Genomic DNA, 23,263 nt, shown 5'->3' on the forward strand with positions numbered 1-23,263 from the left:
ATCGTATGACTTAATTCTTTCCTTTCCGGTCAGCCATGCTGAATAGGATCAGGAATACGGCTGAAACCGTATATGCGATTAAAAGTGAAAGGTCTGTGTTCATTTTCCCATATAAAGGTCCTGGTATGCCGAACAGGAAGGACACTACCCCCACGATGCCGCCCGCAATGGCTGCCGCAAACGCCCCCCTTCTTGTGGCCCCCTTCCATACCAGTCCGCCCAGCAGCGGAATCAGCAGGCTGCCCATATACGGATAATTGAAAATAATCATGGCGTCCAATATGTCCGTCATATGGAAGGCAAAGAAAATACCTGCCAGGCTGCCCAGGAACACCGTTACCTGGGAGATTAGCTTTGACTTTGGAAGCTTGTCCAGGTCGTCCACCTCCGGATGAAGGAACTTATTATAAAAGTCCCTTGCAAAGGACGCGCCCATGGACAGGATCACACAGTTGGCGCTGGACATGGCTGCCGCCAGTATGGCCGCAATCACGATGCCTGCCAGCACAGGAGGCAGGACGCCGGTGGCCGCTATGGTGAAAATACCGTCTGTCACGCCCGGGAAAAGGCTCCTTGCCGCCACGCCGATGGTGGAACAGAACGCGCCTATGATGATGACCAGGATACCGCCTATGATACAGCCAATCCTTGCTGTCTTTGCGTCTTTGGATGACTGTATGCGCGAGTAGGCGTCATAGGACACGGATATGGACAGCAGGAACGGCAGTACCAGGTATATGAACCTTGAACCCATTCCTGCCGGAATGAACGGCGTTGCAAAAATCTCCCCAATGCTTCCCCCGGCCCCCACATAACGGATCAGGATTGCAACTGCCAGGATTGGCACACCCACTGCAATGATGGCTGTCTGGGCCACATCGGTCAGCACAACGCCCCACATGCCGCCCACGGTACAGTAGATAAGGATTACCACTGCCGTAATCACAACCCCTGTCTTAAACGGGATGCCGAAACCAGCCAGGATACCGCCGGACGCCAGCAGCTGCGCAATGAAAATACCCAGAAGGCTGGGCACATTGCTGATCCAGGCCCAAAGCCGGATTGCCTTGCTCTCCCCATAGCGCTGTGCAAAATAATCCAGGGGCACATAGCCTTCCTGCTCCCTGAGTTTCTTTGTTGTTACAAGTCCCGCTATGATCAGACCTCCGCCGCATCCAAATGCATAATACATACCCGGCCATACGCCCAGGTCATAGCCATTGGTGGCGCTGCTGAGCACGATACCCACCCCGATCTGTACTGCTGCCAGCGTAATGGCGGTCATGGTCACGTTCAGTTTCCTTCCCGCCACCAGATAATCAGAAGTTGCCTTATTCCTTCTTGCAGCGATTATCCCTATCAGGATCATTGCTGCAAAGTAAATGACACAAACCACTACAACTATTTTTTCCTTTTCCATACCATGATTCCTTTCTTTTTCACTTTAAACCATTAAAGCCCATGTGTATTTTACCATCAAAGGTATTATTTGGCAATATGCATTTTGCAAAATGTCAAATAAATATAGATGGTTCTTCTTTATCATTGCATTCTGACAATTCCCTGTGATAAAATGATAGCTATCCCCATCTAATATGAAAGGCAGCTGACCATGGATTTAAAAAAGACCCTGTCCGAACAGATATATGAGATATTGAGAAATGATATAGTAACCCAGGCCATTCCCTGCGGTTCCAAGCTGACCCTGAAGATACTCCAGGAACGCTTTCACGTAAGTTCCACCCCCATCAGGGAAGCCCTGACCCGCCTGGCTGAAGAACAGCTTGCCTCCTATTATTCCAACATAGGCGTGTCCGTTGTCAGCCTGGATGAAACAGATGTAAAGGAAATCTACCAGTTCATGGGTGACCTTGACAGCCTGGCGGTAAGCTATGCCTCCCGCTGTCCGGACCAGAAGCCCATCCTCAGTGAACTGCGTGAAAACCTTTCCCGGATGGATGCCTGTGACCTGGCCTCCCCCAGCTGGCAGGACTACTCAGACCGTTTCCACCTGATTTTCTATGACTACTGTGAGAACAGCCGCCTGGTCCATTCCGCCCAGCGCATGCGCAGCCAGATGTCCATCCTGGCCTACCAGTATGAAAAACAGGCCCCGAAGCAGGACCTGATTTTAAAAGAACATCATATGATTTTCAGCCTGTATGAAACAGGACAGTATGAGGGGGCCGTGGCTATGATGAAAGAGCATCTGAGCCATTCCCTGGAATTTGCCATGGAGATTGCCCGGAAGCAGCCTGGGCGTGTTTGAAAATTCATTCCCGCCATCCGCCGCGCCTCTGCTCCACAGAAACCATCTGTTATCTTATTCTTTCCCAACTACTTTATATGTCTCCTCCACAATCCGCTCCATGGCATTCAGGATATTCTCATACCCCGTGCACCTGCAGAGGTGGCCGGATATCAGCTTCTTCAGCTCTTCCCTGTCATACTTCTTCCCGGTGCCCACGATTTCCACCGCGGACATGATCAGACCCGGGGTGCAGAATCCGCACTGGACAGCTGCTTCCTCTATAAATGCCTTCTGGATGGGACTCAGCTCGCCGTTTGGCCCTTTTAACCCTTCCACGGTCATGATGTTCCTGCCGTCCGCCCACATGGCCAGATAGATGCAGGAATCCACGGCCTCGCCGTCCACCAGCACGGTGCAGGCGCCGCATTCCCCGACCTCGCAGCCCTTTTTCACCGATGTATATCCAAGGTTTCTCAGGGTGTCTAACAGTGACTCCCGCTCATCCACGGAAACCTGTCTCAATTTTCCGTTTATCTTCAGATCAATCAGTCTAAGCATCTATATTACCTCCTGCCAGAAGAATGGATTCCTTGAGTCCGCGCCTTGCCAGCTCCTTAATCAGCTGGAGCCGGAACTCCCTGCTGGCCCGCCAGGACGTCCTGGGATTCACCTGGGACAGGGCGGTTTCTGCAAATAAATCATAGATGGAGGCGTCCCTGACCATCTTTCCCCGGAGCGCCGCCTCCGCCTCATAACACCGCACCGGCGTAGGCGCAGCCACGCCGTATGCCAGGCGCACATCCTCAATCACGGTTTTATCCTCAGACAGCTTAACCCTTACCGCGCAGCCAAGGGTGGCAATCTCCATGGCCTTACGCTTGCCGTACTTGATATAGCAGCCTTCCCAGCCCTCATAATCCTCCCTGGCAATCCTGAAGGCGGTACAGACTTCATTCTGTTTCCTCACGGTCCTTCCGGGGCCTGTGTAGAACTCGGTCACAGGTATCTCCCGGACGCCCTCCGGCCCCTCAAGCACCACCACTGCGTTCAGCGCGCACATGGTGGAGGCGGAATCCGCCGAGGTGGCCCCATTGCATATATTGCCGCCAATGGTGGCCGTATTCCTGACCTGGGGCCCGCCCACCTGGTCCACGGCAAGGCCCAGCATATTCAGGTGCTTCTGAATCATGGGGTGGTTGGTTATATGGGAAAACGAAGTTGCCGGCTTAATGATGATTGTCCCATCCGCATCCATTTCCACGCCTTTTAATTCCGGGATATTATGGATGGATACAAGGCCCTTTCCCGCATCCTTCCCTTCCCTGACACGTATGAGCACATCCGTACCCCCGCTGATGACCTCTGAATCCGGGTCAGCGCTGAGGGCCGCCACCGCATCCTCAACTGATTTGGCTTCATAAAATGACTTTATATCAAACATAATGACTCTCCTTGCTATTGACTAGTTCTGACCGGTCATCCCCGGCACATTTCAGATAAGCCCTTTTTCCTGGAACGCCCCGATGAGCCGCTGAGGCGTCATGGGTATGGTATCCATGGCAACCCCGGTCGCATGGAGCACGGCATTGCGCAGGGCCGGGGCCACCGGGATTGTGGGCGGCTCGCCCAGGGACTTATTTCCGTAAGGTCCGGTGGGGTCGTCTAACTGGATGAACTTCACGTTCAGGTCCGGGGTGTCCATGGCGGTTGGAATTTTATAATCCAGCAGGTTGTCATTGAGCGGCTTACCCTTATCACTGTAAATGAATTCCTCCGATAATCCGTATCCAAGCCCCATGGACATGCCTCCGTGGACCTGTGCCTCTGCCAGCTTGGGGTTCATCAGCATACCGGAATCATGCACATTGACAATCTCCTTCACCGTCACCTTGCCAAGAGGCATATCCACCTCCACATCCACAAAGCAGCAGCCCGAGGCAAATGAATTATCCCTGCACTGGTTTGTCACCTCTGCCGTGATATGCTCCGAGCGCTCCAGGGAATAGAATGCAGTGACCGCCAGGGTCGGCATGTCGATAAGCTCCTTCCCCGTTTCCTTCTCGATGACAAAATCATGGTCCACATCCAGTTCATCCACGGGCCGTCCATCCAGCATGAAGCTGGCGTAATCAAGAATCCTTGCCTTTAACGCCTCACCGCATTTTTTCACCGCCATACCGGACACGTAGGTCTGGCGCGACGCGTAGGCGCCCGTATCGAAGGGGGCCGTATCCGTATCCTGGGTGGATACGATGTATACGTGTTCAAAGCTGATTCCCGTTGTCTGGGCCGCCATCTGGGAGAATACGGTGTCCGCTCCCTGTCCGATCTCAGTGGCTCCCAGCTGTACCTGGATGGAACCGTCCTGGTTCAATATCATCCTGGCAGAAGCAGTTTCCAGGGAAATGGGGTACACCCCTGTCTTATAGCAGAAAATCGCCATTCCGATTCCCCGTCTTACCGGCCCTGTCTGATTGGCATAGGCCCTGCGCCTTTCATCCCATCCGATATAATCAGCGCCCTTCTCCATGCACTTCTTAAGGCCATAGGAGTGGAAGGTAATGCCGTTGGCCGGGTCCACGAAGCCCTCCGGCATACAGTTCTCCATCCTGAACCTGAGCGGGTCCGCTCCAATGGCATGGCATATGTCATCGGTGAGGGCTTCTGAGAAAAATGCGGCCTGCGGAATGCCATATCCGCGCATGGCTCCCGCAGTGGCAGTGGAGGTCCATACCGTATAGCAGTCAATCTCAGCTCCCAGCCGGTCCGCATAAATATCCTTAAACACATTGCCGCAGTTGGCACAGATGGCATGGCCGTGGGACGCATAGCCCCCGTTGTTGGCATAAGCCTCCAGCTTCCTGGCAAGCATTTTCCCGTCCTTTGTCACAACCGCCTTACATGACCCGTCGATGGCATGGCGGGTCCTGGTTCCATAGATGGTTTCCTCCCGGCTGATTTCCAGACGCACCGGACGTCCGCCCACCACAGTGGTAAGATATGCGTTCAAAGGCTCGTACAGAACATCCTGCTTGTTGCCAAAGCCCCCGCCGATATAGGGCTTAATCACCCTTATGCGCCCGGCCGGGACTCCCAGGGCCTGGGAAATCACCCGCCTTACAATATGGGGAATCTGTGTGGAGGAAGTAACCGTAATCTTCCCATTGGGTTCCACATAAGCCCAGGAAACAGGCAGTTCTATATGGCAGTGGGAAATACGTGGCGTATGGTAATCCCTTTCAATCACGGTGAGCTGGTCCTTCCCATAGACGTCTTCTGCCGCCTTAAGGCCATCCTCAAAGGTAAAGTCCTTTGGCCCCATGGTCAGGTGGGAATGGACAATCACATTATCCTTCCTCAAATCAGGATGGAGAGGGGTGGCGCCCTCTTCCATGGCCTGTCTGACAGTCACAAGGGGTTCATATTCTTCATACTCCACCTTGATGAGCCTTGCCGCCTGCTGGCATGCAACCTCATTTTCCCCTATGACGGCAGCTATGTCGTCCCCGTACAGCCTGACCCTCTGGTTTAAAAGCTTTCTGTCGGCAATATCCTGGTGGGCCTTCTCCACACTCCACGGATGTCCGGCAGTGGGGAACTGGTAATCCGGCACATCAAAGCAGGTGACAATCTTCACAACCCCAGGCACCTTAAGCGCTTCCTCCAGATCAAAGCTTTTAACCAGTCCATTGGCAATGGTGGAATGCACCACTTTGGCGCACAGGCAGTCCTTTGGTTCCAAATCAGCCGTATACTTTGCTTCCCCGGTCACTTTCCCGTAAGCATCCACACGGTTTACGCTTTTACCAACTATGTTCATGACAAATCCTCCGACTCTACAACAATTTCCAGATGGCAATCAAAATAGAAAATACCGCAATCCCTTTTTTCAGCAGGTCCTGGTTAATCTTCACCGCGTTCCTGCTTCCATAAATAACCCCGATTCCGTGGAACACCAGGGCTGCCGCCATCACCGGCAGGATGGACGTTACATCGCACTGCATCATATAGCCGATGCAGGCGGGAATCCCGATGAATACCGAGTTGAACAGCGCCACCCCCACCGCTGTCCTGATGCCGATTCCCAGCACCACCAGCAGGGGCATCACAAGGACCGGGCCGCCGGCGCCGGACAGGGCGCAGACAGCGCCTGTGACAAATCCCAGAGCCAGGGTGGCTGCCAGGTGTTCGGATATCACATAACCCTTTTTGCCATCCCCGTCCTTCTTATCCTTTCTTAGAAGGATGGAGATACCTGACAGGAGGACCACCACATAGAGGATGACTTTGACAACGGATTCCGGTATGACCAGGTTCAGCTTCACCCCCAGAATGGCGCCTGCCAGGCTTCCTATACTGAGCCGGATACCGAACGGGATATCCAGGTTCCCCGCCTTTTTATAATTCACCGAGCCAAGGGCGCCTGATACGATGAAGGCCGCAAAGCTTAAGGCCAGCCCCTCCGTCACCCCCATGGCCAGCGGCCCCGTATATACAATAGGCAGAAGAAATCCTGCCACTCCCGTAAGTCCTACAAATGCGCCCACCACCAGGTTCGCTGCCACAACAATCAGCCAGAATACCATGACCCAGTCATCCTCCTTGTTCTGTCTTTCTACTATGTTCTGTCTTTCTACTATGTTCTGTCCTTCTACTATGTCCTGTCTTTCTGCTATGCTTTGTCTTTCTGCTATGCTCCGTATGTCTCCATATATTTTCCCGACTCATACAGGATGCGCTCCTCATCCATGGAGAGCACTTCCCTATCCTTCATGATCAGCCTGCCGCCTACAACCATATCCGCCACATCCCCTGCGCCCACACACTCAAACAGGGTGCGCAGCTTATTGCCAGTGGGGCACAGATGGGCCTGGTTCATATTGATGCTGATGAAATCCGCCTTATATCCAGCCTCCAGCCGTCCCAGGTTCCCTTCCTCATCAAGGGCAGCCGCCCCGCCTTCCAGGATTATCTTAAAAATAGTCTCCGCAGGCATGACCTTTGGATTATTGTTGGGTACGCCATGGAAAATGTTCATGACGGAACGGAATATCTTCATCTCATTCCACAGGCTTAAACCTCCGTGGGCAGCCCCGTCCGTTCCCATCCCCACAGGGATTCCCATCTCCAGGAGCTTCGGCGTATCCGGCACCGCCTTGCCGCAGTTGCTGAACGGGCAGTGGCAGGTCTTCACCCCGCGCTCCTTCACAAGGGCCATCTCCTCATCGGAAAGGATCAGGCTGTGCGCTCCCAGGAAATTACTGCCAAGCACCTGCATTTTCTCCAGGTATTCATACGGGCGCATGCCTTCCCGCTTGATGATTCCATTCACCTCGCCCATGTACTCGTTCATATGGGCCTGAAGCATGGTGCCCCGCTCCTTTGCGTGTCCTGCCTCCAGTTCAACCAGGCGGTTGGAACAGGAGTTGAGGGCGCGCAGGGAATAGTATACCTTCAGGTTTCCATTTCCATGGAACCCGTCATACAGGGAATCCGTGCGCTTTACAGCCTCCTGCGCATCCATTGCAATGGATTCCGGAAGCCCATCCTCATCCATGGTGGAATAGGAAAGGGCGCCTCTAAGCCCGCTTCCTGCATAAACCCGGGCCGCGTCTTCCATATAATAGCTTCCGGCGTCAATAAATCCGGTTGTACCTGATTTAATCATCTCCAGCGCCGCTGCCTGGGCGCTTAGGCGCATTTTTTCAGGCGTCAGCGTGCTCTCAAAGGGAAGCATGACCCTGGTCCAGATAATGGGCTTTGCATCCAGTACCAGACCCTTTAACAGCTGCTGGCCCGTATGCATGTGGCTGTCTATAAGCCCGGGCATGAAAAGCTTTCCTTTTCCACTGATTGTCTCTGCTGCCTGGTATTTTTTCCACAGATCCGTTCCTGTCTCCACAATACGGCCATCCTGGACCGCGATATCCACATGTTCGCTTAAAACATCGGATTTTATCAACACAGTTCCATCCTTAATCAACAAATCGCATGTCTGCATCCTATCTTCTCCTCACTTTTCATGAAATCCGCCCCAGACCGTTACATTAGATCACACCCGCCAGTGTCAAAAGCATCTGGTCCCAGAGACATGAGCCTAAAAACGTTCCTGTCATGACGAATATCCCAACAATCAGTATCTTCCAGCCCTGGCTGATGAATGTCTTTAACTGGTCGCTGATAGCCAGTCCGGCAAATGCGCCAACCATTGTAAAAGGCGCCGTAAAGTTGATATTGGCCGCTGCCTGGATCACAAAATCCCGGACAGGTGAAATAGGCGAAGCGGAAATCAGTCCGATGATGGAGCAGTAAGCCACGATGGGAAGCTTTAAAGGAAGGATTTTGGTAAGGACCACCGCCACCATGGAAATCACAATCAGCACCAACAGTCCTGGGATGGAATCACCAAATCCCACTCCATAGCCAATCAGGTTGGCAAGCCCGGTCCCACATGCCGCTATTACAAACAATACAAGCCATTCTATGTATCTCATACCGTTCCCTCCTTAATCTCTGCACTTTCGCTGCCCTTTAAGGCAAATTTTCCAAGCTTCGGTTCCAGAATCCTGTACAGCTTATCGGTCATCGGAATCGCAATGAACATGGTTATGTACATGCCAGTGATTCCTGCAATGGTCTCGCCCACACTGGCCATGGCTGATATCGTCTCTGCCCAGGAAGGATAGATGGCGCACAGGCTTGCGCTGGAGCTGGCCATCATGATGCCTGCGCCCACACCGGAGGCAAGGCCAAGGGCCTGTGGATGGAACCATCCGGTCATACCGACCACGGAGGCCATCAGTCCAAAGTAAATGGTTCCCACCATGCCGCCTACAATGTAGATGGACAGGCTGCCCCTGGCCTCGGCTGATTCCGGCCCGTAGATATTGTTCACCAGCGCCATATGGTACTCCCTGTTAATGGAATGGCAGGCGCCGATGGCCTCCCGCTTCATTCCCAAAAGGATTGCGATTGGCAGCGCCAGCAGCGGTCCTAACAGGTTCCCGAAGCCGTGAAGCAGAAGCACAGGCCCGGACTGGAGAATGGTATCGATGTTGGCTCCGGCCGTGATGCCCAGCTTGGCGATAAAGGGACATATGCCCACTACTACCAGCTTGGAGGCCGCCTTCACGTGCTTGTTATCCACAATCTTAAGCACCTGCGGGCCGCTTATCACACCCAGGATAATCGCATAAAATATCGGGAACAGGATGAACATCCCCTTTCCCACCGGAATCTTAATCTGCCCGATATTATCTGCAATCAGGATAAATACGAATGCCAGGGCGTAGATTTTCCATTCCACCGCAAACCGTTCCTTTAAGGAACCATACACATATGTTTCTTTCTTTTTGCCGCTCATAAGAGCCCCTCCTTTCCAGCCGGCTTTTTTTCACCCCGCCGGCTGTTACAATCACCTTGTATTGAGTATTTTAGACAAAACACCATCACAAAAAAAGGACAAATGAGCACTTTTAACGGAAATCTCCATTGATTTTGTTTTTTATATAATGGTATACTTATAAAAAGCCATAAAATTAAAGAAATACAGGAATAGAGGGAATACCAATGACACTGACTGAACTGGAAGAAAAGGTTCCTGCCCTGAAGGAATATACAAAGACCATGCCCCCGGAAATACGCAGCCGCTGTACGGTAAGGACCCACGCCGCAGGCTCCATCATCCACCAGAAGGACATGGAGCTTAATTACTTCGGCATCGTGGCCACCGGGGAGAACCGGGTAATCAATGAATTTGAAAACGGAAATGTCTACATGATTGAGGGCAACAAGGCCATCGACTTCATCGGCGAGGTCACCATCCTTGCAGGCATGCCCCGCACCTCCGTGACCATCGAGGCGGTGACCGACAACGTGGTGGCCTATATCAGCCGCAAGGACGCGGAGCGGTGGCTGTCGGAGGACATGAACATCCTGCGCCTGACAGCCGGACACACGGCCTTCAAGCTCTACCGCTCCTCCTACACCAACGGGGCCAAACTCTTTTACCCGCCCTCCTATCTGCTGCTTGATTACCTGGTGCGCTATGGCAGGCAGAACGGCATGGAAAGCGCCCGCCCGCCAAAATCCGTAACCGTGGGCCGGACCCGCCAGATGCTTCAGGAGGAAATCGGCGTCAATGTCAAGACACTGAACAGGACCATACGCCAGCTGAAGGAGGAAGGATTCTTTGATATCTGCAAGGGCAAACTTTCCTTTACACGGGAACAGTACAGGATGGCTATGGACTGGCTGGAGTCAGCCAAAGATAAGTAGGTTTCCTGTGATTTAATCCCAGGAAATCAGTCAATGTTTCTCCCGGGGTTTTGATATAATGGCAATACTAACTTTTTAGGAGTGTTGCCATATGAATCCCAATGCAGGAATGATAGAAGATAATGGAGATTATAGCGCTGTGGATCGTCCGGATTATGGAGACGCAGGAAGTCCAGGCTGTGGAGGCGCAGGAAGTCCGGATTGCGAAGACGCAGGAAGTCCGGATTGCGGAGACGCAGGAAGTCCGGATTGCGGAGGCGCAGGAAGTCCAGGCTGCAGCACCGCAGGAAGTCCAGACTACGGCGCCGCCCAGATACAGATTCTCGAGGGTCTGGAAGCCGTCCGTAAACGCCCCAGCATGTATATTGGAAATACATCTGCCCAGGGTCTGCACCACATGGTCTATGAAATCGTGGACAACGCAGTGGACGAGGCCCTGGCCGGATACTGTACTGAGATTGAGGTTTATCTGAACCCGGATAACTCCGTCACCGTACACGACAACGGACGGGGCATCCCTGCCGGAATCCAGTCTAAAACAGGCCTGTCGGCCATACAGGTAGTATTTACCGTCCTCCACGCAGGCGGTAAATTCGATAACAGCAGCTATAAAGTATCAGGAGGCCTCCACGGTGTAGGGGCCTCTGTTGTCAATGCCCTTTCCAGCCACCTTAAAGTAAAGGTGGACCAGGACGGGTATTCTTATGTCCAAAGCTATGAGCGCGGCATTCCCCTTGGCCCTGTCCGCGTCCAGGGAACCTGCTCCAGCCAGGAACACGGCACCACCGTGACCTTCTGGCCAGACGGGAAAATATTTAAGGACTGCCATTTTCATCCCGAAACCCTCAGGCAGCATATGCAGGAGACCGCATTCCTCATGAGCGGGCTTACAATCACATTATATGACCATTCTGAGTCCCGGGGCCAGGACAATCATCCTGACGCGCCTGTCTGGCGTTTCTGTTATCAGGATGGGCTGAAGGACTTTGTCAAATTCATCAATGGCCCTGAACCAACCCTTTACCAGGATATTCTATACGGCCAGTCCGGCACGGATGAGGTACTGGCTGAATTTGCACTGATACACAATACTGGTTTTGATGAAAAGCTCCGCAGCTTTGCCAACAACATTTCCACCCCGGAAGGCGGAACCCATGTAACCGGTTTCCGTCAGGCGCTTACGCGGGCAATCAATGATTATGCCAGAAAGCAGGGCATGTTAAAGGAGTCAGACCCATCCATCTCCCGTGAGGAACTGTCCGAAGGCATGACCGCCGTCATCAGCGTGCGCCTAAAAGAACCACAGTTTGAGGGACAGACCAAACAGAGGCTGGGAAGCAGCAGCGCCCGCCCCGTGATGGACCACCTTGTATACACAAAACTCACCCTGTTCCTGGAGCAGAATCCGCTGGCGGCCAAGGCCATCATCAACAAAGCAGTCCTTGCCAAGAAAGCCCGGGCTGCCGCAAGAAGCGCAAGGGAGATGGCCCGCCGCAAGACAGCCCTTTCCGGCCTGTCCCTGCCCGGCAAGCTGGCTGACTGTTCCAGCCGCAATCCAAAGGATTGTGAACTCTTCATCGTGGAGGGGGATTCCGCCGGCGGATCCGCCAAGATGGCGCGCTGCCGCGAGAATCAGGCGGTCCTTCCCCTGCGCGGCAAAATACTGAACGTGGAGAAAACCACCCTTGACAAGGTCTGTGCCAATGCGGAAATCAAAGCCATGATTTCCGCATTCGGCACCGGTATCATGGATGGATTTTCCCTGGACGGCCTGCGCTATCATAAAATCATCCTGATGACGGATGCGGATGTGGACGGCGCCCACATCACCACCCTGCTGCTCACCTTCCTGTTCCGTTTCATGCCCCGGCTCATTGAGGCCGGTCATGTGTATCTGGCGCAGCCGCCCCTTTTCAGGGTGGAAAAAGGCAAAAAACTCTGGTATGCTTACAGTGACAGCGAACTTTCACAGATACTGGAGGACATCGGGCGCGATGGAAACTACAAAATCCAGCGCTACAAGGGCCTTGGGGAAATGGACGCAAAACAGCTGTGGGAAACCACCATGGACCCGTCCCGCCGCACCTTGCTGCGGGTGGGGGCCGCGGACTCCCATGATACGTTTGGACAGGACAGCAGTGAAAGCGAGACCAGCCGGATTTTCCGTATCCTCATGGGGGATGACGTGGAACCCAGGAAGAATTACATCCTGGAGCACGCCCAATATACCACCATGCTGGATGTATAAAGGGAATATAGATGAATCAGGATTTTTAGTGGATTAGGATTTTTAGTGAATCAAAATCTTTATTGAATCAGAATCTTTAGTAATTCAGGATATGCAGATAAAGCGCAGATGTGCACAGAAAGGGGATATACGCTTGAACCGTGGGGATTTACAGCTATTCATGACCATCCTGGAGGAAAACAATCTAATAAAGGCAGCCGGGCTTCTCTATCTGTCCCCTTCCACGGCCGGATCCAGGCTGCGGGCCATGGAAGATGAACTTGGCTTTGAGCTGTTTGAGCGGAAACGCGGGGTCAAGACAGCCCTTCCCACGCCCAAGGGCCAGGAATTTGCCCGTGTTGCAGCCCAGATGCTGGCATTGTGGAACGAGGCGGACCAGATTACCCATAGCCAGGAGACGCCCACCCTATCCATCGCAACCGTGGACAGCTTCCTGGACTATAACCTGTCCCCTCTTTACAGAGAACTGGTAACAGACCACGGATTTTCCCTGGACATTAAATGCTATCCCGCTGATATGATATACTCCCTGGTAAGCAGCAAACAGGCGGACGTCGGATTTGCACTCTATCACACCAGCTGCCCCCATGTGGATGTGGTTCCCATCATGGAGGATGAGATGGTGCTGGTAGTGCCGAGTGGGGAGGATTCCTGGTGGAAAGCCGCTTGCGTCAGCGGTTCCGGGTCCGTTTCATCATCTTTTCCTGCCCAGGAAAGCACCTGCCCTTCTGCCTCCGTGCATGAAGCCATCCCTCTGTCCGCCCCTGTGCATGAAGCTATCTGCCCGTCTACCCCTGTGCATGAAGCCATCTGCCCGTCTGCCCCTGTACATAAAGCCATCCACCCGTCCTCACTCCCACCTGAAAAGGAGCTGATGACAGGTTCCAGATTCAACAGCAATATGGGCTGGGGACCGGAATTCAGGTTATGGCATGACCGGTATATCAATCCCCAGGTCAGGCCCCTGGTAACCGCGTCCAGCATTTCCATCCTAACCGGATTTCTGGAGGGCAGGGACTACTGGACCATCATGCCCGCTACCACTGCCAACGGCCTGAAGGCCCACTATCCCATTACCATCCTGCCACTGTCGCCTGCCCCGCCAGGGCGCACCCTCTATATGCTGACCCATGAGTCCCCATCCAGCCTGTCAGCCAAAAACACGGATATCTTTTCCCGGTATCTCAGGGACTATCTGAAAATGCACTGCCCGGAGGGAAATCTGATGGAATAAGGTACATGTCATATACCACAGGACCATACGGAATACATTAAGATGTCTTTGGCAGCACCATCGCTGTCAGGGACATTTTGCCAGTGTCTTTCCCATATCAAAGGCAGCCCTTTCCCTTTATTTCTTTTTCCCCTTTAATGCTTTCCTTACATCCCGGCTGAATTTCACCATACCATCCTCATTAATAGTGATATCGACTGCATCAGGAACCCTCGCATTTAACTTATTTACAAAGGACTCGCCCAGTCTTTTCCTACTAAACAAATCAAGTATCTCTTCTTTGACATCTATATTTCGCACTTTACCTGATTCATCGAAACCAGATAGTCTGAGTTCTGAACCTGTAAATTCATGGTATCCTCCAAAACCGTTATAGTTCCTGTTTCCTGTTTTATGATTATAGTTATGTCTTCCGCGCACCCCCTGGTTATAAGAATAGCTTCCTGGTGAATATTGGAATTGTACTTCTGTTAGTTTCATCGGCTTTGTCCTCCTCATAAATAATTTTGTTTACAAGACAATATTACCAGAACGGAAGACTAAAATCAGGTGACGGAATTCTTGGATTTTACTCCAATATCCCCATACATACCTCATGCATATGATAGATGAATCTCCTCAACTCACTCATTTCCATGTCTAAAGATGGCAGTTGATAGATTTCCAGTATTCTTTCATAATAAAGTTTTTCTACATTGCTCTTTGGCGTATATAATTTACCAATCCCCCTCTCGCGGAAAAATCCCCGGTTTAACTTTTCCAATACAAAATAACCCTTTTCATTTAAAAAAAATTCACTGTCTGTTGGCTTCAGCTTTATTTCATCGCAAATTTCTTCCATGATAGTACGGGCTGTCTTTTGCGGTATTTTAGGAAATTTAGGGGATTTTAATTTATCTACCAATATCTCCCGATATATATTCTTTATATGCTGTAGGTAAAATGGCTCAAGCATCCTGCCTTCATACTTTTTTAGTATCATACAATAATTCCAGCATCTTTTCAGGTTCTCCCTAAAATCGCTTTTTCTTCCTTTTTCTTCACGCTCCAAAATATAGTGCTGGATATCACTTATATCTGCAATTATATCAAAGGTTCCCCTGTTTCTTGTCTCCAAAATTTTCTTTACACATCTGCCTGCTGTCTCCTGGGTAAAATCATCACCTTCTAGGTCATTTCCACACAAAGTTTTTTGTATTCCCCCCTTTGATTCAATGTATTCCTTTATGTAATCCATTCCATATATCGGTATTTCAATTATTTTCTTTTCAAACCTATAAATAGATGGCACCTCCATTGAATATCCGCCCTCTATCTGCTGCATTAAAAGATTCAATACTTTACAGGAAGTCATCAATTCCTTACGTCGGTTAAGATACGCTAACTTAATAGAAAAGTCAATAAAAATGTCTCCTTTTCCTATATCCTCAGATTTTTGTACCTGATAAAATCTGATTTTCTCGGCAATTAAAGACAATTTTTCCAATCGCGTTTGGATAGATAAGGATTGATTATCTGTTATATGATATACAATTATCTGCCAAAAAAAATCTGTCATTATCTCTTCTAACTGGATAAATGCAAGCAGCCTCTCATCAAATGGCGTATCTGGGAATCCTCCTTGCCAACAATACTCAGGCAGTGCTTTCTTTAAATCTTCATATACAGCCCTAGTCCCCCTTTCCTGATGACGGATTATGTCCCGTAAACGATGCTTTTCAATATCAATTGCATTGCGTATCTCCTGGATTTCATTTCGAAGAATCCCTTCATCTTTATTACAAACACAGCTTAAATTATATGCTAATATATCATCCAGATGAATGGACCAATCCATTTTTTCTATATTGCTCAAAAGCTCCCTATTCTTTCCAGCAAACTCCTCCCTCTCTATCATTAATATCCACCTTGCAAAAAAACGGGCTTTCATATCGGTAGAGTATTTATTTAAATCCAAACATAGAACATCCCTATCGCTATCATTAAGTGTTTGGGATAAACGTTTAATAAGTTTAAATATCCTATCCTTATTATCCTGAATCTCCCTTGCACTTGTATATAAAAGCTTAAGCGTCGGAGTAAGTACTCCGGAATAAACCGTTTTTTCCTCCATATTATCCCATCCTCCTCCAGATAAAATATTTATGGGCCAATCAAGGTGCAAAGCCATCCTAACCTGATTATACCCTATTTCCATAGATAAAAATATACTTTTCACCTTCCATCGGTTCCTATGATAGGATACCACGGTCGTAAAAACAGGTAAAAACGTTCCTCTTCTCGATATTGCCGTGACATTTAATATAGGTTATAATAGCAGTACAGATTATGGCAATCGTAAACCATAATCAGCGCCAAAAGCAAAGGAGGATCCGCCAAATGGTCATAATTGATAAAGACGCCTGTATCGGCTGCGGCCGCTGCGTTGCGGACTGTATCGCTAACAGCCTGTCCATTGAGGATAATAAAGCCCAGTCATCCGGGAACTGTCTTCTCTGCGGCCACTGCGTTGCGGTCTGTCCTGTCAGTGCAGTCTCCATCCCGGAGTATGACATGGAGGACGTGGAAGAATTATCCCCGGAAGAAGCCACGCTTGAAACCGGACGCCTGTTAAAGGCAATCAAATTCCGCCGGAGCATACGCAGCTATAAACAGATGCCGGTAGCCCGCAGTTATATGGAACTGCTGTTACAGGCCGGGCGGTATACCGCCACTGCCAAAAATACCCAGGGATGCCGTTTTATCTTTGTACAGGAAGAACTGGATTTGTTCAAATCCATGATATGGGAAGGAATCGGACGGATTCTGAATAGCCCGGAACCCGGCGTGGCAGAACCCTACCGGAATTTTTACAATGCCCATCGGGCCAATCCACAGGATGATTACCTCTTCCGCAACGCCCCATGTGTCCTCTTCATAGCTGCCCCAAGCACGATTGACGCCGGGCTGGCCGCACAGAACATGGAGCTGACCGGAACCTCCCTGGGCCTTGGCTTTCTTTACAACGGTTACCTGCGAAGGGCCGCGGAAATGATTCCCGAAGCCAGGGAATGGCTGGGAGCTGGCGACAAACCGTTAGAAGCATGCGCCCTGTTTGGATTTCCCGATGTTACATACAAAAGGACTGCCCCCAGACGGGCTGCGGATTCGGTTTTCCACTAGAAAAGACTGCTTTCGGTTTTCGGGATAGAAGTTTCTATTCAAATGCTTCCTTCATTCAGCCAAATGGTTCCTGCAGCCAGCCACATGCTTCCTACGCCAGCCCATGCTTCCTGCTTTCAGCCACACAATTCCTGCTTCCAGCCACACAACACCCATTTCCAGCCACATGCATCTCCGGGGGGACGCCATGAAATTTGACATCTACAAATTAGCCGATAAATACAAACTGACAGAAACCGAGGTGCAGGTACTGCGCTACATCCTGGACAACCATGAGCAGTCCATGAACATGGCTGTCCGGGACGTGGCCAACTTAAACTATACCTCTGCCGCCACGGTCATCAAGCTGTCCAAGAAAATGGGATATACCGGCTATATCGACATGGTATACCGGCTGAATTTCATGATTAAGAACCGTCAGATGGACCAGAACCACACCTCGGACCTGACCAGTTTCATGAACAATATCCCAAGCAGCTGTCTGGAACATTTTATTGAACAGATTAAGCTTCACAGAAAGAATCTGATTCTTGTCTCCGCCACCGGCTTCTCCACTCCGCTGGCCGAATATATCGAACGTAAGCTGCTGGTGACCGGATTCCGGTGCATTAAGACCAATGCCTATGAAGTCTACGACAGCAACAAGCTGGGGGCTTCCCTTATGATTGCCGTGTCCAGAAGCGGCGAGACCGATACCATTGTACGGGTGGCTGATTCTGCCCATGAAAACCAGATGGACATCATCTCCTTCACGGGAGAACAGATGAACCACATTGCCGGCATTTCCACGGTCAATATACCAATCCTGGACGATAAGGCCTTGGATGACCGGAACCTCCAGGCCAACTACTTTTATGCACGCGTCATCATCGTATTCGAGTATCTGATGGACCGGGCACTGGAACAGCTGGAGAAGCTGGAAAACGGATAACATCCATATGATATAAATTCCATCACATGAACTGCCTGCAGGGGAATCCAGCCCATCCCTGCAGGCAGTTACTTTTGCGGTTAATCTGTGTTCCCTTATCATTTATTCTGTATTCCCCTATCACTTATTCTGCGTTCCCCTATCCCATATTCTGTATTCCCTTACCCCCAAATCGTTCACCCCCTATCACTTATTTTCACTTCAAGCCCCATTGGACGTGTTTCAAACATTCATCCCGGTAAACCTGTTTACATCTTGGTCAACCTGTTGACAAGTGCCTGAAATCTATTTCCTTTTCTGTGCAATTATGATAAATTATGTCCACAAGGTAATTACCAGGAAAACACACAATGTTTTGAGGAGGATAAATCAATGAAAGACAAAGTAGTGGGCGGGATGCAGAACTTCTCCAAAGCCATGATCGGACCAGTCCTGTTTCTCCCTGTAGTGGGAATGCTGATTGCATTAACCGCAATCGCCACCAACACGGCAATCGTCACGGACGGCGGTTTCATATGGACGGCCGGCAAATTCTTCAATGGAATGTTAAATCCCATCATGGGAAACTTAAGCATCCTGTTCTGCGTTGGCATTGCAATGGGCATGTCCAAGAAAAAGAAAGCGGATGCTGCCTTCGTTGCCCTGATGTGTTACATCCTGTTCTTAGGCGCCAACAGCAGATGGCTGGAACTCTCCGGCAAACTCATTGAAGGCGCAACAGCAGGCGACCTTTATGGAACAGGCCAGACCATACAGCTGGGCTTCCATGTGACGGACATGGGCGTGTTCCTGGGCATGATTATCGGCGTACTCACTGCCTGGGTACATAACAGACACTGCGACACAGAATTCAAAGGCGGCTTTGCCCCTTACGGCAACAGCAAGCTGGTCTTCATCCTGATGATTCCGGTAACCGCTGTCTTAAGCATCGGCGTGACCTATGTATGGCCAACAGTTGCAAATGGGATTTCCGCCCTTACCGGCTTCATGAGCACCGCAGGCGCGCTGGGAGTCTTTGTATACGGTTTCCTCAACCGTTTCCTGATTCCTACCGGCCTCCATCATTTAATCTGGTCCCCATTCCTGTATTCAGCGGTGGGCGGCCAGTCCATCATCAACAATGAAAATGTCATCGGCGCAAAACCCATTTTCCTGGCGCTTTTAAGCGACCAGTCCGGCGCCATGATGCCTGACACCTGCCGTTTCCTGACCTATGGCCTGGTCAAGACCTTTGGTGTGATCGGTGTTGCCCTGGCATTCTATGTGACTGCCAAAAAAGTGAAAAAAGCCAACTTAAAGGCACAGCTTATCCCGTCCACCCTGACCGCTGTCATTGCAGGTATCACGGAACCGCTGGAATTCACCTTCATTTTCGCTGCTCCCGTGCTGTGGCTTGTGTATTCCATCCTGGACGGATTCTTCCAGATGGTCACCTACATAGTGGGCGTCCGTGTCTGCGCCACCAACGGCATCCTGGATTTCCTGGTGCTGAACCTTCCGGCAGGCGCGGGCCGGACCATGTGGCCCATGTATATTGTCATCGGCCTTGTGGAAATCGTGGTCATGTTCGTGGTATTTAAGTTCATGATTGAAAAGCTGAACCTGAAAACGCCGGGACGTGAGGATGATGACTCTGAACAGGCCATTGACCTGAAAGCCAACGCCTCTGTCGTCAAGAAGGAATTGAAGGCAAAGCAGTCGGGAAATGCCTCAGGCCCAGCATCCCAGGCAGACCCCCTTGCAACAGGCCGCATCATCGTCAACGCACTGGGCGGCAAAGACAATATCCTGTCCCTGGAAAACTGCTTCTCCAGGCTCCGGGTGGAGGTAAAGGATATCCAGCTGATAGATGAACCCACCCTGAAAACCACAGGCGCTGCCGGAATCATGAAAAAGGGCAATGCGGTCCAGGTCGTATATGGACTCAGTGTAAGCAAGATGCGCACCATGGTGGATGACGCGCTGGAACAGATGTAGCGATACAAAATGGAAAAAATGATTTAGCGGCATAAAAACATATCTCAAAATTCAGGAGGAAACACCATGAACAAAACATTTAAACTAGTCATTGTAGGCGGCGGCAGCACCTATACCCCGGGAATTGTCAAAAGCCTGCTGGATAAAAAGGATTCTTTTAAGCTCTCTGAGCTGAGGCTGTATGATAACCTGAAGGAACGCCAGGACAAGGTGGGCGTCCTGGTACAGAAGGTAATCGAAATGTTTGACCCGGACCTTAAGCTGGTCCTGACCACTGACCCAAAGGAAGCATTTGAGGACGCGGACTTCATCTTTGCCCAGATGCGCGTGGGACTGTACCACATGAGGGAACTGGATGAGAAGATTCCGTTAAAATATGATGTTGTTGGACAGGAAACTTGCGGCCCAGGCGGACTTGCCTATGGACTGCGCACCATTTACCCCATGGTGGATATCATTGATTACTGCGAACAGTATGCCAGCAAGGATTACTGGATCGTCAACTACTCCAACCCGGCCGCCATTGTGGCAAAGGCCATGCACAGGCTGCGCCCCCATGCCCGTATCCTGAATATCTGCGATATGCCGGTTGCCATCATGAGGAACATGGCCAACATCCTTGACTGCGACCGCCATGATATCGTGCCTGATTACTTTGGCCTTAACCATTTTGGCTGGTTTACTAAAATCCGTGTGGGGGATACGGACCGCACTGAGGAATTAAAGGCATACGTAAAGGAACACGGCTACATGCCGCCGGATGAACGAAGCGAGGTCCGCCACAACGACGCATCCTGGAAGCACACCTTCGACAATGCCAAGAACCTGCTGCGCATGTTCCCGGATTATCTGCCCAATACCTATATGCAGTATTATCTGCTGGGTGACCAGATTGTAAAGGACTCCGACAAGAACCACACCAGGGCCAACGAGGTCATGGAGGGCAGGGAAAAACGCATCTTCCAGGCAGTGGATACATACATGGAAACCGGAGAGATTGACATGACCCCCTTCTTCACCGGCGTACACGGCGAATTCATTGTGGAGGTTGCCATGAGCCTTGCATTTAACCTGAGGAAACGCCACCTTGTCATGGTCATGAACAACGGAGCTATCAAGAACCTTCCGGATGACGCCATGGTGGAAATCCCCTGCTACATCACCAGCGAAGGTCCGGAACCCACCCGCGTTGGCGAAATCCCCACCTTTTTCAAGGGCATGATAGAACAGCAGGAAGCCTGCGAAAAGCTGATTGTGGAAGCCGCCGTGGAAGGCTCCTATGAAAAGGCGCTGATGGCATTTACCCTGAACAAGACCATCCCTTCTGCCGCGGTTGCAAAACAGATACTGGATGAGATGATTGAGGCGAATACGGAGTATTGGCCGGAGTTGAAATAAGCGCGGGACAGACAATCAACCTTTCTAAAATCAATATATTCCGCCGGATGCAGGGGGATGCCAAAGCCGAGGCCAATGTGTTCCTGACAGGGATTTACATCCAGCTTACTGTTTTAAAATGACGAATCCTGATCCTATCAGGATTCGCTTTTTTTGTGCCTTTCTGCTATACTTACTATTATCAATAATACTGGCAGAAGGATTTCCTGTGGATGGCAACCACAATCCAAGGGCAGACTCCTCTGCCCTTTGTCATAATTGACACACAATGTTTACAAGAACAGAGAAAAGGAAATGACCCCGATGCTGATTAGAAATGAGGTGTTAGATGATGAAAGTAACCGATTTTATTGGCGAAGCTACCGAATATGACAAGAAGGAAATGTTGGAAGAACGCAAGCCCCGAAGCTGGCTGAAAAGCGTAAGCGCCTTTGCAAATGGCATTGGTGGAACATTGATTTTCGGTGTGTCCGATGATGGAATGCTCGTTGGTCTTGCAGATTCACAGACAGTATCCGAGAAAATCAGCGAAATCATCAAGACTAAAATGGATCCGGTTCCGCAAGTAATTATGGAAAATCACACTGAGGACGGAAAAGACTTTATCACCTTAAAAATCCTGCCCGGTCAGGAAACGCCGTATTACTATGCTGCAGATGGAAACCGTGTTGCCTATGTCCGTGTTGGTAATGAGAGCATACCCGCAGATACAGCAGCTTTGAAGCGTCTTGTCCTCCGTGGTACGAATATGACATACGACAGTGTTGTTTCCTCTTATATGCTCCAAGACCTTTCTTTTACAAAGCTACGTTCCGTCTATCGCATGAGAACAGGGGCAGAGCTGACAGATTCAGACTTTATTTCTTTTGAACTTGCAGACGAAAGCGGGAAATTAACAAATGCAGGAGTTTTGTTAGCTGATGAATCCCCCATGCGGCATTCTCGTCTATTCTGCACACGCTGGTATGGATTGGATAAGGCATCCGGAATAATGGAAGCGTTAGACGATAAGGAATACAGCGGGTCACTTGTGTCCCTTTTGCAGAATGGAACAGAGTTTATAAAGAACAATACGAAAAAGCGATGGAAAAAGACAGGTACAGGCAGAGTGGAAATGCCGGAATATCCCGAACAGGCCGTACATGAGGTTTTTGTTAATGCGTTGATTCACCGTGATTATATGGAAATTGGCAGCGAGGTTCACATTGATATTTTTGATGATTGTATGGAGATATATTCTCCCGGCGGTATGTTTGACGGTTCCATTGTGCAAAATCTGGATACCGATAATGTAGCATCCAAACGACGTAATCCCATAATCGCTGATATTTTCAGCCGTATGCACTTTATGGAACGCCGGGGCAGCGGATTTAAGAAAATTTTTGTCACGCTCTATAACTTAAATTACAATGTTCCGGTTGAAAAGGTGTTAATTGACCCCAAAAAGGTTGCAGTTGACAGAGAAAAGGTGTTAATTACGCCCGATTACCTTTCAGTTCAAAATGCTATTGATGGGTTAAATGCCACAAAAGGCACAAAAGAAAAAGCTAGAATCCTATTTGGCCAGATGGAGTTTGACGGTATATTTGGCCGTAATGATATCATGGGGATTATGAACATTTCCATAACGGCTGCCGGCAATCTCTTAAACCACCTAAAAAATGCAGGACTGATTAAAACTGTCCGCGGATATGGGAAAGGCAAATATAAATTCATAAAGCCAGAAGCGTAACATTAATGCCCGTTATCAGCCATCAAGCTAATAACGGGCATTTTGTTATAATA

General features: G+C 50.2%; 20 protein-coding genes. 10 read left to right on the plus strand and 10 right to left on the minus strand.

Annotated features, from left to right (window positions below; translation table 11 throughout):
* Positions 1–10: 10 nt before the first annotated feature.
* The gene (locus tag MCJ35_RS21685; RefSeq protein WP_025485331.1) at positions 11–1,420 is read right to left on the minus strand and encodes a sodium:solute symporter family protein; all 1,410 of its coding nucleotides are present in this window, start codon (positions 1,418–1,420) and stop codon (positions 11–13) included.
* Positions 1,421–1,612: 192 nt separating this feature from the next.
* Here MCJ35_RS21685 and MCJ35_RS21690 point away from each other — a divergent pair, with 192 nt between their 5' ends.
* Complete coding sequence (locus tag MCJ35_RS21690; protein ID WP_025485329.1) at positions 1,613–2,269, plus strand: GntR family transcriptional regulator; 657 nt, start codon at positions 1,613–1,615, stop codon at positions 2,267–2,269.
* Between the two features lie 54 nt (positions 2,270–2,323).
* Here MCJ35_RS21690 and xdhC read toward each other — a convergent pair whose 3' ends face one another.
* The 7 genes from xdhC to MCJ35_RS21725 all read right to left on the minus strand — a co-directional run bounded on the left by xdhC (position 2,324) and on the right by MCJ35_RS21725 (position 9,614).
* Positions 2,324–2,809, minus strand: coding sequence for a xanthine dehydrogenase subunit XdhC (gene xdhC / locus MCJ35_RS21695; protein WP_025485328.1), 486 nt, complete (start codon positions 2,807–2,809; stop codon positions 2,324–2,326).
* Positions 2,802–3,692 (minus strand): xanthine dehydrogenase subunit XdhB, encoded by an 891-nt coding sequence (gene xdhB, locus MCJ35_RS21700; RefSeq protein WP_008720135.1) that lies wholly within the window; start codon positions 3,690–3,692, stop codon positions 2,802–2,804. Before xdhB ends, xdhC begins: the two co-directional genes overlap by 8 nt.
* A gap of 51 nt (positions 3,693–3,743) precedes the next feature.
* Positions 3,744–6,071: a xanthine dehydrogenase subunit XdhA gene (gene xdhA / locus MCJ35_RS21705; protein WP_025485327.1), complete on the minus strand. Its 2,328-nt coding sequence runs from the start codon at positions 6,069–6,071 to the stop codon at positions 3,744–3,746.
* Positions 6,072–6,087: 16 nt separating this feature from the next.
* Positions 6,088–6,837, minus strand: a complete 750-nt coding sequence (locus tag MCJ35_RS21710) for a sulfite exporter TauE/SafE family protein (protein WP_025485326.1) — start codon at positions 6,835–6,837, stop codon at positions 6,088–6,090.
* 104 nt (positions 6,838–6,941) lie between these two features.
* On the minus strand, positions 6,942–8,252 hold the full coding sequence (locus tag MCJ35_RS21715; RefSeq protein WP_008720138.1) for an amidohydrolase family protein: 1,311 nt from the start codon (positions 8,250–8,252) through the stop codon (positions 6,942–6,944).
* Positions 8,253–8,298: 46 nt separating this feature from the next.
* Complete coding sequence (locus MCJ35_RS21720; RefSeq protein WP_025485325.1) at positions 8,299–8,745, minus strand: hypothetical protein; 447 nt, start codon at positions 8,743–8,745, stop codon at positions 8,299–8,301.
* Positions 8,742–9,614: a DUF3100 domain-containing protein gene (locus tag MCJ35_RS21725; RefSeq protein WP_008720140.1), complete on the minus strand. Its 873-nt coding sequence runs from the start codon at positions 9,612–9,614 to the stop codon at positions 8,742–8,744. Before MCJ35_RS21725 ends, MCJ35_RS21720 begins: the two co-directional genes overlap by 4 nt.
* 206 nt (positions 9,615–9,820) lie before the next feature.
* On the opposite strand from MCJ35_RS21725, the gene MCJ35_RS21730 reads away from it, so the two are divergent.
* The 3 genes from MCJ35_RS21730 (at position 9,821) to MCJ35_RS21740 (ending at position 14,010) form a co-directional block, all read left to right on the plus strand.
* Entirely contained in the window at positions 9,821–10,528 is a 708-nt protein-coding gene (locus MCJ35_RS21730) for a Crp/Fnr family transcriptional regulator (protein WP_025485322.1), read from the plus strand.
* Between the two features lie 91 nt (positions 10,529–10,619).
* A complete protein-coding gene (locus MCJ35_RS21735) occupies positions 10,620–12,776 on the plus strand; it encodes a DNA gyrase/topoisomerase IV subunit B (protein ID WP_025485321.1) in 2,157 nt (718 codons plus the stop codon).
* A 133-nt stretch (positions 12,777–12,909) separates the two neighbouring features.
* Entirely contained in the window at positions 12,910–14,010 is a 1,101-nt protein-coding gene (locus tag MCJ35_RS21740) for a LysR family transcriptional regulator (protein ID WP_025485320.1), read from the plus strand.
* 117 nt (positions 14,011–14,127) lie between these two features.
* Here MCJ35_RS21740 and MCJ35_RS21745 read toward each other — a convergent pair whose 3' ends face one another.
* Entirely contained in the window at positions 14,128–14,490 is a 363-nt protein-coding gene (locus tag MCJ35_RS21745) for a hypothetical protein (protein ID WP_025485319.1), read from the minus strand.
* An 88-nt stretch (positions 14,491–14,578) separates the two neighbouring features.
* Positions 14,579–16,228, minus strand: coding sequence for a hypothetical protein (locus tag MCJ35_RS21750; RefSeq protein ID WP_155858459.1), 1,650 nt, complete (start codon positions 16,226–16,228; stop codon positions 14,579–14,581).
* A gap of 161 nt (positions 16,229–16,389) precedes the next feature.
* On the opposite strand from MCJ35_RS21750, the gene MCJ35_RS21755 reads away from it, so the two are divergent.
* From MCJ35_RS21755 to MCJ35_RS21780, 6 genes are all read left to right on the plus strand, one after another.
* Positions 16,390–17,172, plus strand: a complete 783-nt coding sequence (locus MCJ35_RS21755; protein ID WP_025485317.1) for a nitroreductase family protein — start codon at positions 16,390–16,392, stop codon at positions 17,170–17,172.
* Positions 17,173–17,359: 187 nt separating this feature from the next.
* Positions 17,360–18,103 (plus strand): MurR/RpiR family transcriptional regulator, encoded by a 744-nt coding sequence (locus MCJ35_RS21760; RefSeq protein WP_025485316.1) that lies wholly within the window; start codon positions 17,360–17,362, stop codon positions 18,101–18,103.
* Positions 18,104–18,475: 372 nt separating this feature from the next.
* Complete coding sequence (locus MCJ35_RS21765) at positions 18,476–20,080, plus strand: PTS transporter subunit EIIC (RefSeq protein WP_025485315.1); 1,605 nt, start codon at positions 18,476–18,478, stop codon at positions 20,078–20,080.
* Positions 20,081–20,146: 66 nt separating this feature from the next.
* Positions 20,147–21,478 (plus strand): 6-phospho-alpha-glucosidase, encoded by a 1,332-nt coding sequence (locus MCJ35_RS21770; protein ID WP_025485313.1) that lies wholly within the window; start codon positions 20,147–20,149, stop codon positions 21,476–21,478.
* Entirely contained in the window at positions 21,460–21,600 is a 141-nt protein-coding gene (locus MCJ35_RS21775) for a hypothetical protein (RefSeq protein ID WP_008720156.1), read from the plus strand. Before MCJ35_RS21770 ends, MCJ35_RS21775 begins: the two co-directional genes overlap by 19 nt.
* 206 nt (positions 21,601–21,806) lie before the next feature.
* Positions 21,807–23,210: an ATP-binding protein gene (locus tag MCJ35_RS21780; RefSeq protein WP_488473305.1), complete on the plus strand. Its 1,404-nt coding sequence runs from the start codon at positions 21,807–21,809 to the stop codon at positions 23,208–23,210.
* The last annotated feature ends 53 nt before the right edge of the window (positions 23,211–23,263 follow it).

This window comes from Enterocloster sp. OA13 (assembly GCF_022440595.1).
Taxonomy (GTDB): Bacteria; Bacillota; Clostridia; order Lachnospirales; family Lachnospiraceae; genus Enterocloster; species Enterocloster hominis.

Coding starts and splice junctions, on each gene's coding strand:
- MCJ35_RS21720 (WP_025485325.1), bottom strand. CDS start 8,745: ATGAGATACATAGAATGGCTTGTATTGTTTGTAATAGCGGCATGTGGG.
- xdhA (WP_025485327.1), bottom strand. CDS start 6,071: ATGAACATAGTTGGTAAAAGCGTAAACCGTGTGGATGCTTACGGGAAA.
- MCJ35_RS21765 (WP_025485315.1), top strand. CDS start 18,476: ATGAAAGACAAAGTAGTGGGCGGGATGCAGAACTTCTCCAAAGCCATG.
- MCJ35_RS21780 (WP_488473305.1), top strand. CDS start 21,807: ATGATGAAAGTAACCGATTTTATTGGCGAAGCTACCGAATATGACAAG.
- MCJ35_RS21690 (WP_025485329.1), top strand. CDS start 1,613: ATGGATTTAAAAAAGACCCTGTCCGAACAGATATATGAGATATTGAGA.
- MCJ35_RS21770 (WP_025485313.1), top strand. CDS start 20,147: ATGAACAAAACATTTAAACTAGTCATTGTAGGCGGCGGCAGCACCTAT.
- MCJ35_RS21755 (WP_025485317.1), top strand. CDS start 16,390: ATGGTCATAATTGATAAAGACGCCTGTATCGGCTGCGGCCGCTGCGTT.
- MCJ35_RS21735 (WP_025485321.1), top strand. CDS start 10,620: ATGAATCCCAATGCAGGAATGATAGAAGATAATGGAGATTATAGCGCT.
- MCJ35_RS21730 (WP_025485322.1), top strand. CDS start 9,821: ATGACACTGACTGAACTGGAAGAAAAGGTTCCTGCCCTGAAGGAATAT.
- MCJ35_RS21725 (WP_008720140.1), bottom strand. CDS start 9,614: ATGAGCGGCAAAAAGAAAGAAACATATGTGTATGGTTCCTTAAAGGAA.
- xdhC (WP_025485328.1), bottom strand. CDS start 2,809: ATGCTTAGACTGATTGATCTGAAGATAAACGGAAAATTGAGACAGGTT.
- MCJ35_RS21715 (WP_008720138.1), bottom strand. CDS start 8,252: ATGCAGACATGCGATTTGTTGATTAAGGATGGAACTGTGTTGATAAAA.
- MCJ35_RS21745 (WP_025485319.1), bottom strand. CDS start 14,490: ATGAAACTAACAGAAGTACAATTCCAATATTCACCAGGAAGCTATTCT.
- xdhB (WP_008720135.1), bottom strand. CDS start 3,692: ATGTTTGATATAAAGTCATTTTATGAAGCCAAATCAGTTGAGGATGCG.
- MCJ35_RS21760 (WP_025485316.1), top strand. CDS start 17,360: ATGAAATTTGACATCTACAAATTAGCCGATAAATACAAACTGACAGAA.
- MCJ35_RS21685 (WP_025485331.1), bottom strand. CDS start 1,420: ATGGAAAAGGAAAAAATAGTTGTAGTGGTTTGTGTCATTTACTTTGCA.
- MCJ35_RS21710 (WP_025485326.1), bottom strand. CDS start 6,837: ATGGTATTCTGGCTGATTGTTGTGGCAGCGAACCTGGTGGTGGGCGCA.